The organism is Paraprevotella clara YIT 11840 (genome assembly GCF_000233955.1).
GTDB classification, from domain to species: Bacteria; Bacteroidota; Bacteroidia; order Bacteroidales; family Bacteroidaceae; genus Paraprevotella; species Paraprevotella clara.
Genome location: NZ_JH376593.1, coordinates 13,604 through 30,449 on the forward strand (window position 1 = coordinate 13,604; position 16,846 = coordinate 30,449).

The following is a 16,846-nucleotide window of genomic DNA, read 5'->3' on the forward strand; positions in this document are numbered from 1 at the left end:
AAAGCTTTTCGAGGATTTGAATAAACACCTTAAAAATAGGCAATGGGACGGAGAAAACATACTATCGTTCACTTATATTTCGACTGTTTATGGTGGTTTTAGCATTTTTAAAGCTTTTAGGTTGCCTTGGCCTGCTGATGTACGGTACAAGACTCATGGGAGAGAGTCTGCAGCAACTGGCCGGAGACCGGCTCAGACATATTCTCGATTCACTGACCACCAACCGCTTCACGTCATTACTCACCGGTGCATTGGTCACAGCCATGATACAGTCTTCCACCGCAGCTTCTCTGATGACCGTCAGTTTCGTACATGCCGGCATGCTCACACTCGTCCAAGCCCTGCCTATCCTCATGGGAGCATCAGTAGGCAATACATTCATCGCCTGGATTATGGCCGCCGAATTCAATTTCAGCATCAGTAACTACATTTACCCCTTGATATTAGTGGCGTTTATAATGACCTACTACCGCAAATGGAATGCGCTGGGAAACTCGATCTTCGGCCTATGCTTCATCCTGCTGAGCCTTGGCCTGCTCTGCCACATGGCCGACGACATGACGCTGACCGGTCCTGACGGTATAGCCCGCTACTTGGCCGTCTCCCATGAGAATTACGGTTCATACGCCATATTGTTATTCATTGGTGCCGCCGTCACTTTCGGCGTACAGTCCTCAGCCGTCCTCATGGCCACTTCAATGGCTCTGTGTTCCACCGGCGTATGGTCCATCTATTCCGGCGTGGCTTTTGTGTTGGGTGAGAATATCGGCCGCGCCATCGTCACTTGCCGTGCGGCATCTTCTGCCGGAACACCTGCCCGCCGTACTGCTCTCGGGCAACTGGTTTTCAATCTGAGTGGCGTAACCTGGATGTTTTTGGCCTTTCCTTATTTCGTCAATTTGCTATGTGACTTTATCCATTTCGACCCGACGCAAAAACTCATGACGGCCGACAAAAATCTGGCTTACGTTTTGGCAGCCTTTCATACCGGTTTCAATCTTTGCAACGCCGCCCTGTTTATCGGTTTGGTCAACCCTCTCGAACAACTGGCTACCCGCTGGGTGGCCAAACCACGACACAACGACGAAGAGGAAAGCCAGTTGCGTTTCATTACCAAAGGGATACTCGACACTCCGGAACAATCCATCATGGAAGCCCGTAAGGAAATCATCAACTATGCCGACACCGTCACAAAAATGTTCACACAAACCCGTTTCCTATTCTCCGTATCCAATGAAACGGAATTTAAAAATATTTTCACCTTGGTGGAACACTATGAAGACATTTGCGATGAAATGGAAGTGGACATAGCCAACTACCTGAACAAAGTCTGTGCCGAAGAGCCATCGGCCGACCTTAAACGTGCAATCTGCGGCATGCTACGCGAAGTAGCTGAAATAGAAAGCATCGGAGACAGTTGCCATCATATCGCCCATACTGCCCGGAGGAACTATCGAAGCACCCAACAACTCACGGAAAAACAGTTGGAACACATTCACCAAATGTTTCAACTGGCAGAACAAGCACTGGAACAAATGCGAACCATCTTATCCATCCGGAAAGCCCCGAGAGAGGCTTCCACAGCTTACTATATAGAAAGAGAAATCAATAAATTCCGCAATCAACTACGTAATCTGAATTTTACAGACGTAAACAACGGCGTGTATAATTACCAGACCGGGGCAATGTATATGGACGTCATCAACGAATGCGAACAACTCTCCGACTGCATCCTCAATGTAACGGAAGCACGGTTGGAAGCCAAAGAATCCTAAAAGCTCATGGCTTTAATCCTTTTATCCCCACTTATCAACTTTATACATTGATAATATCAGACAACGGTCAGCAATGCTGCACCATAGCTAAACCTCGCACTCTCCGGAACCAACAGCAATATTTTCTCACCTTTTTGTGCACGCGTAGCCATGTATTCATCCAAAGCAACAAAGATAGATGCAGACCCGATATTACCGACTTCAGAGAGGTTCGTAAACCAGTTATCCCATAATTCTACATTACGGCTTTGCATTTCCTTTTTCAGTTCATCTCCTATAAAAGCCGAAGAGATGTGAGGAATAACCGTTTTTATCTCATGTACATCCATAGCATATTCCTGTATACACTCTTCTATAAAATCCACCCAATACTTCATTCCGTTCATTAAAATCTTGAAATCCTGGCAGAGAAGGAAATTACCGATATTTAAACGGTCGCCGAACTCTTTCCAACCTTTCAATTCTCCATTCGGAAGCAACTCACCTCCCATACGCATACACGTAGAAGTCTCATTGGCATAAGATTTTGTCTTCACCCATTCTATTTTCAAAGAAAGACCAGCTTCATTCGGCCGATCCGACAAAAGCAAGGCTGCCGCACCGTCGCTCAACATAAACCTCAAGAAATCACGTTCAAACTCCATATATTGAGTATTGGACAACTCATCGCATACGGCTTCGGGCACCTCATAATTAACAGCCCTGAATGTAGGAGAAATCAACTCAGATGCCGTACAAATACCTTTATGACTTTCATTCAACCGAATAGCGTTGAACAAAGTCTTTAGAGCCTGCAAAGAAGTCAGACAAACACCGGAAAAAGAGAAAATTTCTACCGGATGACATTTCAATTGCCCATGAACCATAGAAGCATGCGACGGTACCAACTGATCCGGTGTCGTTGTCGCACAACACAAAGTATCGATATCCTCTATACATCCCCCGAGTGAAGATAATTTTTTGATAGCCTCTACCACCATTCCGGAATTCCGATGGGTCACCGCTCCTTCCTCATTCAGTGCATAATAACGATGCTTAATGCCATTACGCTTTAATACAATAGACTTAATACGTGATTTCTTTCCTTCGATGTAACCCAAGAAATCTTCTATATGTTCGTTGTCTACAGACTCATTCGGCAAAAACGAACTTAAACAATTTATATAAACTTTATTCATCGCTTTATAATATTATAATAAAACATTAAGTGCTTCTGTACCTCTTCTACCGTAAGCCCATTATTAAAAGACTCTTCAAAAGCACAACCAATAAAAATATACCTCAAGTGATGCGCTACCTCCTCGGCATCTAAATCTCTTATTTCCTTCGTTTTAATGGCATTTTTTACTACAGCCTTTATAAAAGAATACTCATGAAAAAACAGGTTGTAAATTTTACTATCAAATCCTTCATAGTTCTTATGTGCCTGATATAAAAGGCTGAAGTAACCTCCAAAGCCATTGTTCCCCTCCCAAACAAAAGGCTTCATCGATTCAATCGTATTCTTCGCCCCGTTTATATATACCTCAAGATATTCTTTCAAGGAAATCCACTTGGCAGCCTCCTCCTTAAAACCGGTCTTCTGCAATACATTCTGCTTGTTCAAGACAAAGCGATCTATGACGGCTTTAAAAAGTTCTTCCTTAGACTTATAAGAATAATATATGGCTCCCCTGGTCAGCCCTATTTCCGCTTCTAAATCGGACGTAGAGGCGCCTTCATAATCAGCATTTAAGAAAAGACGAAACGCCCCTTCCAAAATTTTCTTATCACTCTTAGTCATACGTATTTTTATAATGTGCCACAAAAATACCATAATAAAAAGAGAATAGCAAATAAAGTCAATAAAATAAAAACAAGTATTATATTAAATCTATATTTCATATCGCAAAAAACAGCCACAATAGTTAATTTTACACAATTATTTTCAAATATATAATGCCAATTATAATAATCTGCTTACCTTTGAAGAGTGAGACCTATATCTTATTTCGATATAAACACAATAATGATAACTGGAAAAGCCGGATTCATAGATTCCTATCTTTTTGAATACCTGCTACATAAAGGTGATAGGAGCTTCTGTTCGGATAACAGCCGGACAAGATATCCGAAAGGCGTGTCCACCTTAACAAAATCCATACTTCAATAAGCAGAACACGCCATCACCATGCCCTATGTGATTAATGGTATTGATAAATCTACAATCTGACTTTTCCGGTTTTTCTATATATCTATATATCAAAACCACCTTATAACAAAAAAGCATTAACATACACTATAGAACAAACTGTACGTCCGAGTTTCAATATGGACGAAACCATTAAAAACGCTTTGGAACAATGGGAGGTCTTAAAAACAAAATTGCTTCCGGCCTGAATTCAGGCCGGAAGCAATTTCGCTTTTGTCCTTTTTTAAATCTTATTCCTCGTAAGGCTCGAAATCATCCTTGCCCACACCGCAAACCGGGCAAACCCAGTCTTCGGGAATATCTTCAAAAGCCGTACCCGGCTCAATACCTGATTCAGGGTCTCCTACCTCGGGGTCGTAAACCCACTGGCATACTGTACAAATATACTTTTTCATCGTTTTAATTGGTTTAAATTCATTTTTATATCAATAACTTGTGCAAGTATACTACTTTTTAGGTAGAAAACAGCGGAAACTCCTGTTTGCTTTTGTTTTTTTAACACATATACCTGACTATAACTTCGCCCTCTTCTTTGTTCCATTATTCTTTCTTGTGCGTGAATGTTCCGCTTTCACCCTCGGTGCTGCCCCAAGGAGGGGTGACCTCATTCTTCCAGTGACAAAGATGGTAAGCATCTTGGTCTATTGCCCCGCCTTCCGTATAAATATCAGCCGAACAATGCCACCCAAAAGCAGAAGACTGCTTGGCACGCATTTGGACAGACTTCAAAATTCCGTCTTCGCCAAAGGAAGAGCGGCAATACATGCTATATGAATAAAGTTCCATCCCCAACAAGTTCCTCAACGTGCAGGACCTCTCGAATACTTTTTCTCTTTCCGATTCCGCGCTGTCCCTGTCGCATTGCTCCATACTTTCCATGTCTGCAATAAGGCAACCTATATTTTCAAAAACAATACGTCCCCCTTTTTCCGCTACTGCCCACGAACGGTAGGTATTGCCATTCCTGCACCATTCCAGTTCAATGGTTTCCATGCCCGCATGCATCCCCTTTTCACAATCGCCGCGAATGACGTCAATCATAACGGGCCGCCCCATCACGCCCGACAAGCACCTCATCAGCCCCACGCTCACCACGTCGTAGGCATCATGAGTTTTGTCATAATAGCACACTGTGTTGGCCACGTCCGAAAACAAGCGTGATTTCACCTCCTCCAGTTCTCTTTCCGAATCAATCGTTCCCCGGTAAGTATATCCTTTCAGATAGAGACCCGCTTCATTTCCATCCCGTCTTTTCACAGCCTCTTCCCCGTGGTGCTTCAGGGTGTACTCCAACTGTTCTTTCCACGTTTCCGGTCGTACACTGGTTGCCACTTGTGCTGTCATCGGCATATTCCACATCAAGAATACCACATAGCTTACCCTATATAAAATACCCTTCATTTATTTAGAATTTATATTCGACAATACATCAAACAACCGTCATCTACACTCAGTCCTCGCCCACAGTCCAGAAACCTCCGGAACAGGATACATACACACAAAATATGAGCAGCCCCATCATGATGATACAATACCCCATCCTCGCCCACCACAACTTGGTTCTAAACATCGGCGCACCAACAGCAAGGCAAACGACAGCCCAACTGTTCCTTTCAGTCAAAAAATAAAGCCCTAAAGCCAGCATGCTTATTCCCCATGTCCAAGAAAAGGCTTCCACTATACCGTTCTTATATTTATGCTTCATATTCGAGTAACGTAAAACTATACCTTTCATCCGCTTAACTATATGTATATACGTTAGACAGCGGGAAACTACCTGTTGGAATGCAATGGTATTAGTCTTCTTTAACAAAGAACCATAAAAGGACATCCCCTTCCCCCCCAGAGTTTTTCCAAAAACATGTTTCATCTTTCAGGATGATACATAAAGCTCTGGCACAAAACGCATTAATACCCTGAAGGATGGTTCGGCCATCTTTCAGCCTCCCGTCATGCAGAGAGGTGAAAATCAATCTCAGCCAAACGAAAAATCATTCGGCTGAGATTGATTTTTCGTTTGGCTGAGAAAAAAAGTGGCCCGTGTGCCAAACGATTTCCGGTTCTCTACAAGGCGCGACTGAAACAGGGCTGAAAGATGACTGAATCATCCTTCAGTTCATAACTCATTAGATACAAAACCATTACGGTGAAACCTGAAAGATGAAACATTTTTTCCCAAAATCCCTGGAGGGGGGGAAAGATGTACCTTTACCCCTTCTCCTCCCTTTCACAAAAACGGAAGCAAGACGGGCGAAACAGAGAGGCACGGCAAACTATTTCTCCAAACAAGCCATAAGCTCTTCCACCCCTTCGGAAGCTCCTTTCATCAAATGATGCACACGTCCCCCGCCATGGATTCCTGCCACGGGCTTGGGGTCTATCACATAAATGGGAGCATGGGACGGGACATAATTCAGCAGCCCTGCCGCCGGATAAACATTCAGGGAAGTGCCGATAACTACAAAAATATCGGCCGTCGAGGTGACGTCGATAGCTGTCTCTATCATCGGTACCGCCTCGCCGAACCAAACGATAAAAGGCCGCAACTGGCTGCCGTCTGCCGCACGGTCGCCTATTTTCACTTCCCACTCTTCAGGGCGAAGCTCACGGATGTACTTAGGGTTGTCCGGTTCCAGACTCGACGTGACTTTCGTCAGCTCGCCGTGCAAGTGAATCACTTTCGTACTGCCGGCACGCTCATGCAGGTTGTCTACGTTCTGCGTGATGACCGTCACATCGTAATCTTGCTCCATGGCCGCCAGCAACACATGTCCCCGGCATGGCTCTACCTCCTGCAACTGACGGCGGCGTTCATTATAAAAACGGGTGACCAACTCCGGATTGCGGGCATATCCTTCGGGAGTGGCCACATCCTCCACCGGATAGCGATCCCACAGCCCTCCTGAATCCCGGAACGTACTCAAACCGCTTTCGGCCGACATGCCGGCCCCTGTCAAAACAACAACTTTTTTCATCTATTTTAGTTTTTTACCTACAAAAATAGGAAAAAATACAAGCAAATCACCCTAAAGGTCAAATAATTCAATTAACTTTGCGGCTTTAGTAAGAACATTTTAATAAAAACACCGCAAATGGATAAAGTAAGTTACGCATTGGGCTTGGGTATCGGGCAACAACTCAAAAGCATGGGAGCGCAAGACCTTTGCATCAATGATTTTGCACAAGCCATCAAAGACGTACTCGAAAACAAAGAACTGGCCGTATCGCACCACGAGGCACAAAGTATCGTGACCCAATATTTTCAGGAAAAAGAAGCAGCCATGAACAAGGAAAAGGAGGCCAAAGGCAAACAAGCGAAAGCTGACGGCGAGAAATTCCTTAAGGAAAACGCGCAGAAAGAGGGCGTAGTCACGACTGCTTCCGGACTGCAATACATGATATTGCAAGAAGGCGACGGTAAAAGCCCGAAAGCGACAGACAAGGTGCGTTGCCATTATGAAGGGATGCTCATCGACGGAACGCTCTTCGACAGCAGCCTGCAACGCGGCGAACCGGCCGATTTTCCGCTCAACGGGGTAATCGCCGGATGGACCGAAGGCCTCCAACTGATGAAAGAAGGTGCAAAATACCGTTTCTTTATCCCTTACTTACTGGGCTACGGTGCAGGCGGCGCAGGAAATTCCATCCCGCCTTACAGCACATTGATTTTCGATGTGGAACTCATTAAAGTACTTTAAAATTTTATTTAATTCATAGTAACAACAATGAAAAAAACAGGTATTATCGCGGCTGCCGGTTTGGCAGCACTCATTTCTTCTTGTTCTTCTTCGGCTCCGAAGGCAGACATGAAAACGGACGTAGACTCTTTGAGTTATTCCATCGGTATGGCGCAGACCCAAGGACTGAAGCCTTATCTGGTAAACCGCCTCGGCGTGGACACCACTTATCTGGCTGAATTCGTAAAAGGTCTGAACGAAGGCGCCAACGCAGGCGACGACAAGAAGAAAACGGCTTACTATGCCGGTATCCAAATCGGTCAGCAAGTGAGCCAGCAAATGATCAAGGGTATCAACTACGAAGTGTTCGGCAACGACTCTACCCAGACCATCAGTTTGCAGAATTTCCTGGCAGGCTTCATTGCCGGTGTGATGGAAAAAGGCGGCCAAATGACCCTCGAACAGGCTCAGGAACTGGCCCAGGCCAAAATGAAGGAAGTGAAAGCCAAGAGCCTTGAAAAGACTTACGGCGACAACAAAAAAGCCGGAGAAGAGTTCATGGCGAACATCGCCAAGAAGGCCGGCATCAAGAAACTGGCCAACGGCGTATATTACGAAGTCATCAAAGAAGGTAACGGTGAAATTCCGGCAGACACCAGCCGTGTAGAAGTAAACTACGAAGGCAAGCTTATCAATGACACGGTGTTCGACAGCTCATACGAACGCAAGAGCCCGGCCACATTCCGTTGCAATCAGGTAATTCCGGGCTGGACCGAAGCTTTGACCCACATGCCCGTCGGTTCGACATGGATGGTATATATCCCGCAGGATCAGGCATACGCTGAAAGAGAAGCCGGCCAAATCAAACCGTTCTCTGCCTTGAAATTCAAAATCGAATTGCTGAGCATCAAAAAATAAGACCGGAAGATGAACGGATTAAAATATGCGGTCCTTTCCTTGGCTGTCCTCGCCTGCTTCGACGGTAGCGCAAAGAGAAAAAACAAAAAAGCCAAGAAAGCGGAAACAGTCCGGGTGGATACATGTTCCGTAGACACGTTCAGTTATGCCATGGGTATGGCTAACACGCAGGGACTGAAAAACTACGTCACCAGCCGTATGAACGTGGACACCGCCTATATGGCAAACTTCATCGAAGGTTTTAACGCTTCGCTCTCGGAAGCCGAACGCAAAAAGTTGCAGGCATACAGTGCCGGATTGCAGATTCGTCAGCAAGTAGAGGAACAAGTCATCCCGGGCATAGACAAACAGATAGCAGGGAACGACTCCGTGAAGACCCTCAACCGCAACCTCTTTTTGGAGGGATTCGGCAAGATGCTGGCAGGCCAACCTACGGATATGAGCTTGCAAAAAGCGGAGGAAGTGGCCCAAAAGCAAATGAAGTATTACCATGACGCAAACATGGAACGCAAGTATGGCGACAACCGCCGTGCCGGTGAAGCTTTCCTGAAAGCCAATGCTAAAAAGGACAGCGTACGGACCTTACCCTCGGGAGTGCAATACAAGGTATTGACCCAAGGCAACGGGGAGGTTCCTACCGCCACCTCCAAAGTAAAAGTGAACTACGAAGGACGTTTGGTAGACGGTACGGTTTTTGACAGTTCATACGAACGTAAGCAACCGGCCACTTTTGGCTGCAACCAAGTCATCAAAGGTTGGACGGAAGCACTTACACAGATGCCGGTAGGTTCCAAATGGGAAATCTACATTCCACAGGAACTGGGTTACGGCTCACGCGAAGCCGGCAAAATTCCACCCTTCTCCGCATTGATTTTTACGGTTGAACTGTTGGAAATTGAAAAATAAGTGAACTATTCTCTATAAAAGGACGCCAAAAACACGTTTTGGCGTCTTTTTTTGTTAAAACCGCATGCAGTTTGCAGAAAAACGGCTATATTTGCTTACAAAATGTTCAATCAATACAAAAACAGACCCATGGAGAAGATAGACAATTTAGATAAGAAAATCTTGGAAATCATTACGGGAAATGCACGTATTCCATTTAAAGATGTGGCTGCGGAATGCGGCGTATCACGCGCGGCCATCCACCAAAGGGTACAGCGCCTCATCGACCTCGGTGTCATAGTAGGTTCGGGATACCACGTAGATCCCAAGACATTGGGTTACAGCACCTGTACCTACGTAGGTGTCATTCTCGAACGCGGTTCGATGTACAAACGCGTAGTAGAGGAACTGAACCACATTCCGGAAGTCGTGGAATGCCATTTCACCACCGGACCTTACACAATGCTCATCAAGCTGTATGCTTGCGACAATGCCCATCTGATGGAACTGTTGAACAACAAGCTGCAAGAAATTCCGGGAGTAATCTCCACCGAAACCTTAATTTCACTGGAACAGAGCATCAATAAAGAAATTCCTATCGTTTTAAATAAAAAATAACTCTCATGAGTTCCGGTTACTTCGACTGGGAAACCGCTTACGGCCAATACCACAACCGCTTCCCGGGATATAAAAAACAACCTGTAATCGGCATTACGGGCAATTTCGGAGAAAAGGGGTGCGAACTGGCCGAAGGTTATTTTGAATCCATACTGAAAGCGGGAGCCACTCCGGTCATCATCCCTCCTTTTGAGGACCGGGATGCGTTGGCCAATGTGCTGGAGCATGTAGACGGCCTTTTGCTTTCGGGCGGAGGCGACCTGAACCCGCTGTTTACCGGCGAAGAACCGATTCCGCAACTGCACAGCGTCAACTACAAACGTGATTTGGCCGAACTGCTGCTTATCCGTCTGGCTTACGACCGGCAGATTCCGATGTTGGGTATCTGTCGGGGTATACAAATGCTCACCGTGGCATTGGGCGGTTCTGTCTATCAGGACATCTACAGCCAACAGGCGGACCGGCAACTGCTCGGACACGACCAACAACTGGATCGAAGGTATGCGTCGCATACCATACAGCCTACCGCCGACAGCTTGGTTTTACGCCGCTTGCTTGGCGAGGCACCGGTCGCAGTCAATTCTTTCCACCATCAGGCCGTCAAGGAGACAGGTCCTCTCCTGCGGGTTTGCGCCACGTCGCCGGACGGTCTTATCGAAGCAGTGGAGTCGGCGGAATATAAATCGGTATTGGGTGTACAATGGCATCCCGAATGTTTCATCCTGCGGCAAGACGAGAGCATGATGCCTTTGTTCCGGTGGCTATGTGAAGAAGCCGGTTCTTTCCGCGAAGCCAAAGCCCTTCACCGGAAGATGCTGACGTTGGACAGCCATTGCGATACCCCCATGTTTTTCCACAAAGGCATTCATTTTGACCAACGGGACCCGAACATCCTCGTCGACCTCCACAAAATGACGGAAGGCCGGTTGGATGCCACGATTATGGTGGCCTATCTGGCACAAGGCGAACGGACGGACGAGGCTTTACAGGCCGCCACTGCGAAAGCCGACCGCATACTGACACAAATAGAAGAAATGGCGGCAGCCCATTGTACGGGAGTAGACCTCGCTTACACTCCATCCGATTTGCTACGTTTGAAAAATGCCGGCAAGAAAGCCATCATGTTGGGCATCGAAAACGGATACGCCATCGGGAAAGACCTCTCCCGCCTGCGTCACTTCCGTGACCGGGGTATCGTGTACATGACTTTATGCCACAACGGCGACAACGATATTTGCGACTCGGCGCGAGGGAAAGGAGAGCACGGCGGACTCAGCGCATTCGGTCGTGAGGTCGTGCAGGAAATGAACCGCTTAGGATTGATGGTGGATCTCTCCCACGGAGCGGAAAGCAGCTTTTACGATGCGCTGGAACTTAGTTCCACTCCCATCGTCTGCTCCCATTCGTCTTGCCGTGCCTTGTGCAACGTACCGCGCAACTTGACCGACGAACAGATGAAGGCACTCGCCCGAAAAGGCGGAGTGGCCCAAGTCACTCTCTATAAAGGCTTCTTGCGCGAAGACGGTGAGGCTTCCATCCTCGATGCCATAGAACACCTGAACCACATGGTAAACATCATGGGCGTAGAGCATGTAGGCATCGGAACGGACTTCGACGGTGACGGAGGAATACCGGGATGCGCATCGGCAGCGGAAGTCATCAACTTCACCCGCCGCCTGTTAGCCGAACGGTACAATGACACGGACATAGCCGGCATCTGGGGAAGAAATTTCCTAAGGGTCATGCAACTCGTGCAAGACAGCAGGACTTGCTGACCGGAAAACAGAATAAGCAAAACAGATTCATGAAAAGAACGATTTTAAACTTGCAATGGAGCACAGTCCTCGGTGTTTTTCTATCCGTTTGTACGGCTTGCGGACATAAAACCGGAAACGGGACAGGCACAACCGACAGCATTCCCATGGCTGCCGCACCGGAATTCAATGCAGACAGTGCTTTCGCCTATACGGCTGCACAATGCGCGTTCGGGCCTCGCGTACCGAACACGGAAGCCCACCGTCTTTGCGGCACGTACATTGCCGAGAAATTCAAAAGTTTCGGCGCGACCGTCACCGACCAATATGCAGACGTGAAGGCATACGACGGTACGGTCCTGAAAGCCCGTAACATCATCGCATCTTATAACCCCGATGCAAAAGCACGCATACTGGTTTGCGGGCATTGGGACAGCCGTCCGTGGGCCGACAACGACCCGGACTCTGCCAACTGGCACAAACCGGTGTTGGCAGCCAACGATGCAGCCAGCGATGTGGCCGTCATGTTGGAAATGGCACGGCTCATCCAACTCCATCCCCTTGAAATAGGAATAGACTTTATCTGTTTCGATGCGGAAGACTACGGCGTGCCGCAATGGTCCGACCAGGCCGGAGATGCTTCGTCATGGTGCCTCGGCTCGCAATATTGGGCGGCCAACCCGCATGTATACGGTTATCAGGCGCGCTTCGGCATCTTGATGGATATGGTAGGCGGGCGAGGCAGTACTTTCTCCAAAGAAGGATATTCCCAAAGATACGCCTCACAAGTCGTCGATTTGGTTTGGAACACGGCTGCCCAATTAGGATACGGGCAATTCTTCCCGATGCGTGACGGGGGTTATATCACCGACGACCACGTACCGGTCAACGAGATAGCCGGTATCCCGTGCATCGATATTATCCCTTACTTTACCGATGCCCCGTCCGGATTCGGCCCCACGTGGCACACGGTAAACGACAATATGGAGCACATAGACCGACAGGTACTGAAAGCTGTGGGACAGACGGTAACCCAAGTGATTTATAACGAAAACCAATAAAATGGAAACGATTAACGAAGTACAAGACGAAATCATCGAAGAGTTCAGCGGCTTCGATGACTGGATGGACAAATACCAATTGCTCATCGACATGGGCAGCGGGCAGGAACCACTCCCCGAAGAGTACAAGACCGAACAGAACCTGATAGACGGTTGCCAAAGCCGGGTGTGGCTGCAAGCCGACTACCGGGAGGGACGGGTCGTGTTCCGCGCCGAAAGCGACGCGCTGATTGTAAAAGGCATTGTGGACTTGTTGGTGCGGGTGTTGAGCGGACATACCCCGCAAGAGATTCTCGATGCCGACCTTTACTTCATCGACCGTATCGGACTGAAAGAGCATCTTTCGCCCACCCGAAGCAACGGTCTGGTAGCCATGCTCAAACAAATGAAAATGTACGCTTTGGCTTTCAAGGCCAAAGAGGAAACGACATAAACACGCCTTCCTTAGACGAGTAACTGAAACTCAGGTGTAGGAAGAAATCCCGCACCTGAGTAAATACATTTTAATCCGATGTGACTAAATTTTGCCGACCAAATCAATACTCGGCTTCAACGTGGCGGCCCCTTTCTTCCATTTAGCCGGACAAACTTCCCCATCGTGTGTAGCCACAAATTGCGCAGCTTCCACCTTACGCAACAATTCGTCTGCATTGCGCCCGATGTTGTTATCTTGTATCTCGGCCAATTTGATTCTACCTTCAGGATTTACCAAAAAAGTACCGCGATAGGCCATACCGTCTTCTTCTATCATCACGCCAAACGCACGGCACAAAGCCCCTGTCGGGTCGGCTAACATCGAAAACCGGATTTTCCGAATACTCTCCGAAGCATCATGCCATGCCTTGTGTACGAAATGCGAATCGGTGCTTACGGAATAGACCTCCACGCCCATGGCCTGAAATTGGTCATAATTCTCAGCCATGTCCACCAATTCCGTCGGGCATACAAAAGTAAAATCGGCCGGATAGAAAAAGAAAACAGCCCATTTGCCTTTTACATCTTCGTTTGTCACTGTCTTGAAAGTTCCATTCTGAAACGCCTGAACTTTGAATTCAGGAAGTTGTGAATTGATAATCGGTTCCATAATCTTTTAAAGTTTTAGTTCGTTACAAAAATAAACCATTTCCTCCGTATCCAATCTACAATTCCGATTGAAAATATAAATGAACCGATAGATACAATCTATACCAATACCTGGGTAGACTGTAGTTCCTGCATTTCTGAAGGAACAGCCCTACGGATTTCCCGAACAAGCGTTTCTTTCAATGTTTGCCGTACAAAATCTTTATGCGTCAACAGAATGAGTTGACGGGTCGGACAAGGAATAGCAAAGGCATGTACCAACTCTTTTTGTGCCTCACTGAGCTGCAACACGGCCAGTCCCGGAATAAAGGTAATCCCTCTTCCCCCCTCTACCATACGCATAAATGTCTCCATACTTCCCAAATGGTAAGCCATCTGACTGGCCTTCGCCGCTTTAAGCTGACAAAAACGTACCAACTGGTCGCGGAAACAATGCCCTTCGTCCAACAGCCATAGTTGTGCACCCGACAAATCCGAAGTACGTATCACTTCACGCCCGAATAATTCACTTTCGCGCGAAACATATACATGAAAAGGTTCATAAAACAAGGGTACACGGTCAAACTCATCCATATCAGACAGACCGGCCACGATGCCGGCATCTATCTCTCCGGTACGTAAGGCAGACTTGATGACATCGGTTTTCATTTCCACTACTCTGATATCCAGTTGCGGATATTTCTTCATCAACTGCGGAAAAAAACGAGGCAATAAATAAGGGGCTATCGTGGGCAATACTCCTAAATTAAACGTTCCGGACATAGAATGTTTTTCCTCTTCTATTATATCTCTTATACGTCCTGCCTGGAACAGCACGTTACGAGCCTGGGATATAACCAAGACTCCGGCAGGCGTCGGACAAACCGGTTGTTGTCCCCGGTCGAATATTTTCGTTCCCAACTCCTCCTCCAGTTTCTGTATCATGGCACTCAGAGTAGGCTGTGTCACCCGGCAATGTTCCGCCGCTTTGGCAAAATGGCGAAAACGGTCTACAGCCAAGACATATTCCATTTGTTGTAAAGTCATAGCAAACAAGGATTTAAAAAGTGATATAGAATCAATCTATGCAAAGATAGAAATTATCTGTTTGACAAGCGTATGTTTATAGCCTATCTTTGTCACATCAAACAAAATAAACAGAATATTAAATCTCAAAAACAGAAACATTATGAATACTTTAAATTATTTGCATTTGGACGAGAAAAGAGTAGCGGACGTCGTTACGGCATTACATCTTTTATTGGCAGACTTCCAGATTCATTACACCAACCTCCGTGGCTTTCACTGGGATATCAAAGGACATGGATTCTTCGTTCTTCACAGTAAATTTGAGGACTTGTACAACGATACAGCCGAGAAAATCGATGAGATCGCAGAACGTATCTTAACGTTGGGCAGCGTCCCCTCAAACAAATTCAGTGATTATTTGAAGGTGGCAAGAATCAAGGAAATTTCAGGCGTAACCTGTGGCAGTGAAGCCGTAGAACATATCCTTTCTACTTACGGTCATCTTATCGGAGAAGAAAGAAAGGTTCTTGATCTGGCAGCAGAAGCCGGAGACGAAGTAACGGTATCGCTGATGAGCGACTACCTGAAAGAACAGGAAAAGATGGTTTGGATGCTAACGGCATTCAGCAGCAAGACTTGCGGCAAATAGACTGTCGGAAAATCCGATACGGATAACATTCCCCCCAATAGAGAATTTCTTTCCATACAAACGTTAAGAACATTCTCTTTGGGGGAATGTTATTTTTTATTTATACGTTTTACCTAAAAAGGCTACATGAAAAGGTGGTCTTAGAAAGCACCAAAAAGAAATAGAATGAGAACAGCAAAAGCATTTTAGGAAGTACGTAAATGGTGAAAAGCAGGCATATTGCAAAAATAATATACTTCAGCATACTTCCATTTGAGAAAAATCGCTACCTTTACAGCGTGTTTGGGAATCAATTCTTCCACATTTACTGATGAAACTTATGAAAAAGACAATTGTGGCTTTCGTATCATTGGTGTGGCTTTTTATCGTTACCTTCGGAAGCCATGCACAAACTACCGTAAAACTGCCCGCCAAGGCGTATCCCGTGAAAGTACCTCACAAGACCGATGCCGGAGTGGACCGCTATTGGCATGTCACGCAAATCCTCTGTCTCGGTCCGTCGTCAGGCGGCTACAAGTTCCGCATCTACGGCAAGGCGGCCAAGTCATCTTCTTCCCATACCATCAATATGATGTACCTGCTTCCCAACAACCGGGTACAGATAGCCGGGGCTTACATCTTCCCTGCCATCACGGAAGGCAAATCGTTCAAGTTCGACATCGTGTCGGCTTTCAAAGGCTATGCACCATCCTCGTTCAACGGTTTCTTTATCCATGACGAGGCACTGGCACGGATTTTGGAAAACGAAAGGCGCGAAGCCGCCCAAAAAGCCGAAACGGTATCTCCTCCACCCGCACTACCAGAAATCCAGAACATCGTGGAGGACGCCATTGCGGATACGGAAATCCCCAGTACGGAACAGCAGCCCTCGGAAACAGAGAAAGACGAGAACATCTATGACACAGTGGAACAAATGCCGGAGTTTCCGGGAGGATTGTCTGCTTGTATGTCCTACATCGCCCGTAATGTGAAGTATCCCACAATAGCTTTGGAAAACGGAATACAAGGTAGAGTCGTCGTACAATTCTGCGTGGAGAAAGACGGAAGTATCAGCAACACCATAGTGACCAAAAGCGTGAATCCCTATCTCGACAAAGAAGCTCTCAGGGTGGTATCCTCCATGCCCAAGTGGACACCCGGCAAGCAGAAAGGCAAACCGGTTAGGGTGAAATACACCCTCCCCGTCCACTTCCGATTGAAATAACTTTCCTTTTTATACCTTATTAA

General features: G+C 46.7%; 19 protein-coding genes. 10 read left to right on the forward strand and 9 right to left on the reverse strand.

Features of this window, described 5'->3' with window-relative positions; all coding sequences use genetic code 11:
- Positions 1 to 89: 89 nt before the first annotated feature.
- On the forward strand, positions 90 to 1,775 hold the full coding sequence (locus HMPREF9441_RS05045) for a Na/Pi cotransporter family protein (protein WP_008618721.1): 1,686 nt from the start codon (positions 90 to 92) through the stop codon (positions 1,773 to 1,775).
- Between the two features lie 56 nt (positions 1,776 to 1,831).
- Here the strand turns inward: HMPREF9441_RS05045 and HMPREF9441_RS05050 are convergent, their stop codons facing one another.
- The 7 genes from HMPREF9441_RS05050 to HMPREF9441_RS05075 form a co-directional block, all read right to left on the reverse strand.
- Positions 1,832 to 2,953, reverse strand: a complete 1,122-nt coding sequence (locus HMPREF9441_RS05050; RefSeq protein ID WP_008618723.1) for a 3-oxoacyl-[acyl-carrier-protein] synthase III C-terminal domain-containing protein — start codon at positions 2,951 to 2,953, stop codon at positions 1,832 to 1,834.
- Positions 2,950 to 3,558 (reverse strand): TetR/AcrR family transcriptional regulator, encoded by a 609-nt coding sequence (locus tag HMPREF9441_RS05055; RefSeq protein WP_230315443.1) that lies wholly within the window; start codon positions 3,556 to 3,558, stop codon positions 2,950 to 2,952. Before HMPREF9441_RS05055 ends, HMPREF9441_RS05050 begins: the two co-directional genes overlap by 4 nt.
- A gap of 638 nt (positions 3,559 to 4,196) precedes the next feature.
- Positions 4,197 to 4,361: a rubredoxin gene (gene rd / locus HMPREF9441_RS05060; RefSeq protein WP_008618729.1), complete on the reverse strand. Its 165-nt coding sequence runs from the start codon at positions 4,359 to 4,361 to the stop codon at positions 4,197 to 4,199.
- A complete protein-coding gene (locus HMPREF9441_RS18590) occupies positions 4,358 to 4,507 on the reverse strand; it encodes a hypothetical protein (protein WP_008618731.1) in 150 nt (49 codons plus the stop codon). The genes rd and HMPREF9441_RS18590 overlap by 4 nt, the downstream gene beginning before the upstream one ends.
- The gene (locus tag HMPREF9441_RS05065) at positions 4,507 to 5,367 is read right to left on the reverse strand and encodes a hypothetical protein (protein ID WP_008618733.1); all 861 of its coding nucleotides are present in this window, start codon (positions 5,365 to 5,367) and stop codon (positions 4,507 to 4,509) included. The genes HMPREF9441_RS18590 and HMPREF9441_RS05065 overlap by 1 nt, the downstream gene beginning before the upstream one ends.
- Before the next feature lie 49 nt (positions 5,368 to 5,416).
- Positions 5,417 to 5,671: a hypothetical protein gene (locus HMPREF9441_RS19025; RefSeq protein WP_244949626.1), complete on the reverse strand. Its 255-nt coding sequence runs from the start codon at positions 5,669 to 5,671 to the stop codon at positions 5,417 to 5,419.
- 568 nt (positions 5,672 to 6,239) lie between these two features.
- Positions 6,240 to 6,941 carry an SIR2 family NAD-dependent protein deacylase gene (locus HMPREF9441_RS05075; RefSeq protein ID WP_008618739.1) on the reverse strand — a complete coding sequence of 234 codons (702 nt, stop codon included), beginning with the start codon at positions 6,939 to 6,941 and terminating at the stop codon, positions 6,240 to 6,242.
- Positions 6,942 to 7,058: 117 nt separating this feature from the next.
- On the opposite strand from HMPREF9441_RS05075, the gene HMPREF9441_RS05080 reads away from it, so the two are divergent.
- From HMPREF9441_RS05080 to HMPREF9441_RS05110, 7 genes are all read left to right on the forward strand, one after another.
- Positions 7,059 to 7,664: an FKBP-type peptidyl-prolyl cis-trans isomerase gene (locus HMPREF9441_RS05080; RefSeq protein ID WP_008618741.1), complete on the forward strand. Its 606-nt coding sequence runs from the start codon at positions 7,059 to 7,061 to the stop codon at positions 7,662 to 7,664.
- 27 nt (positions 7,665 to 7,691) lie between these two features.
- Positions 7,692 to 8,561, forward strand: a complete 870-nt coding sequence (locus tag HMPREF9441_RS05085) for an FKBP-type peptidyl-prolyl cis-trans isomerase (protein WP_021979494.1) — start codon at positions 7,692 to 7,694, stop codon at positions 8,559 to 8,561.
- A gap of 9 nt (positions 8,562 to 8,570) precedes the next feature.
- Entirely contained in the window at positions 8,571 to 9,467 is an 897-nt protein-coding gene (locus HMPREF9441_RS05090) for an FKBP-type peptidyl-prolyl cis-trans isomerase (protein WP_008618745.1), read from the forward strand.
- Between the two features lie 129 nt (positions 9,468 to 9,596).
- Complete coding sequence (locus HMPREF9441_RS05095) at positions 9,597 to 10,064, forward strand: Lrp/AsnC family transcriptional regulator (RefSeq protein ID WP_021979496.1); 468 nt, start codon at positions 9,597 to 9,599, stop codon at positions 10,062 to 10,064.
- Between the two features lie 5 nt (positions 10,065 to 10,069).
- Positions 10,070 to 11,839, forward strand: a complete 1,770-nt coding sequence (locus HMPREF9441_RS05100) for a fused gamma-glutamyl-gamma-aminobutyrate hydrolase/peptidase (protein WP_008618747.1) — start codon at positions 10,070 to 10,072, stop codon at positions 11,837 to 11,839.
- A 29-nt stretch (positions 11,840 to 11,868) separates the two neighbouring features.
- Complete coding sequence (locus HMPREF9441_RS05105; protein ID WP_407946606.1) at positions 11,869 to 12,879, forward strand: M28 family peptidase; 1,011 nt, start codon at positions 11,869 to 11,871, stop codon at positions 12,877 to 12,879.
- Between the two features lies 1 nt (position 12,880).
- Complete coding sequence (locus tag HMPREF9441_RS05110; protein ID WP_008618749.1) at positions 12,881 to 13,312, forward strand: SufE family protein; 432 nt, start codon at positions 12,881 to 12,883, stop codon at positions 13,310 to 13,312.
- A gap of 84 nt (positions 13,313 to 13,396) precedes the next feature.
- Here HMPREF9441_RS05110 and ahpC read toward each other — a convergent pair whose 3' ends face one another.
- Positions 13,397 to 13,963, reverse strand: a complete 567-nt coding sequence (gene ahpC, locus HMPREF9441_RS05115) for an alkyl hydroperoxide reductase subunit C (RefSeq protein WP_008618750.1) — start codon at positions 13,961 to 13,963, stop codon at positions 13,397 to 13,399.
- Between the two features lie 98 nt (positions 13,964 to 14,061).
- Positions 14,062 to 14,988: a hydrogen peroxide-inducible genes activator gene (locus HMPREF9441_RS05120; RefSeq protein WP_008618751.1), complete on the reverse strand. Its 927-nt coding sequence runs from the start codon at positions 14,986 to 14,988 to the stop codon at positions 14,062 to 14,064.
- 142 nt (positions 14,989 to 15,130) lie between these two features.
- Between HMPREF9441_RS05120 and HMPREF9441_RS05125 the strand changes: the two genes are divergently transcribed.
- Both HMPREF9441_RS05125 and HMPREF9441_RS05130 read left to right on the forward strand, forming a co-directional pair.
- The gene (locus HMPREF9441_RS05125) at positions 15,131 to 15,619 is read left to right on the forward strand and encodes a Dps family protein (protein ID WP_008618752.1); all 489 of its coding nucleotides are present in this window, start codon (positions 15,131 to 15,133) and stop codon (positions 15,617 to 15,619) included.
- A gap of 319 nt (positions 15,620 to 15,938) precedes the next feature.
- On the forward strand, positions 15,939 to 16,823 hold the full coding sequence (locus HMPREF9441_RS05130; protein ID WP_407946607.1) for an energy transducer TonB: 885 nt from the start codon (positions 15,939 to 15,941) through the stop codon (positions 16,821 to 16,823).
- The last annotated feature ends 23 nt before the right edge of the window (positions 16,824 to 16,846 follow it).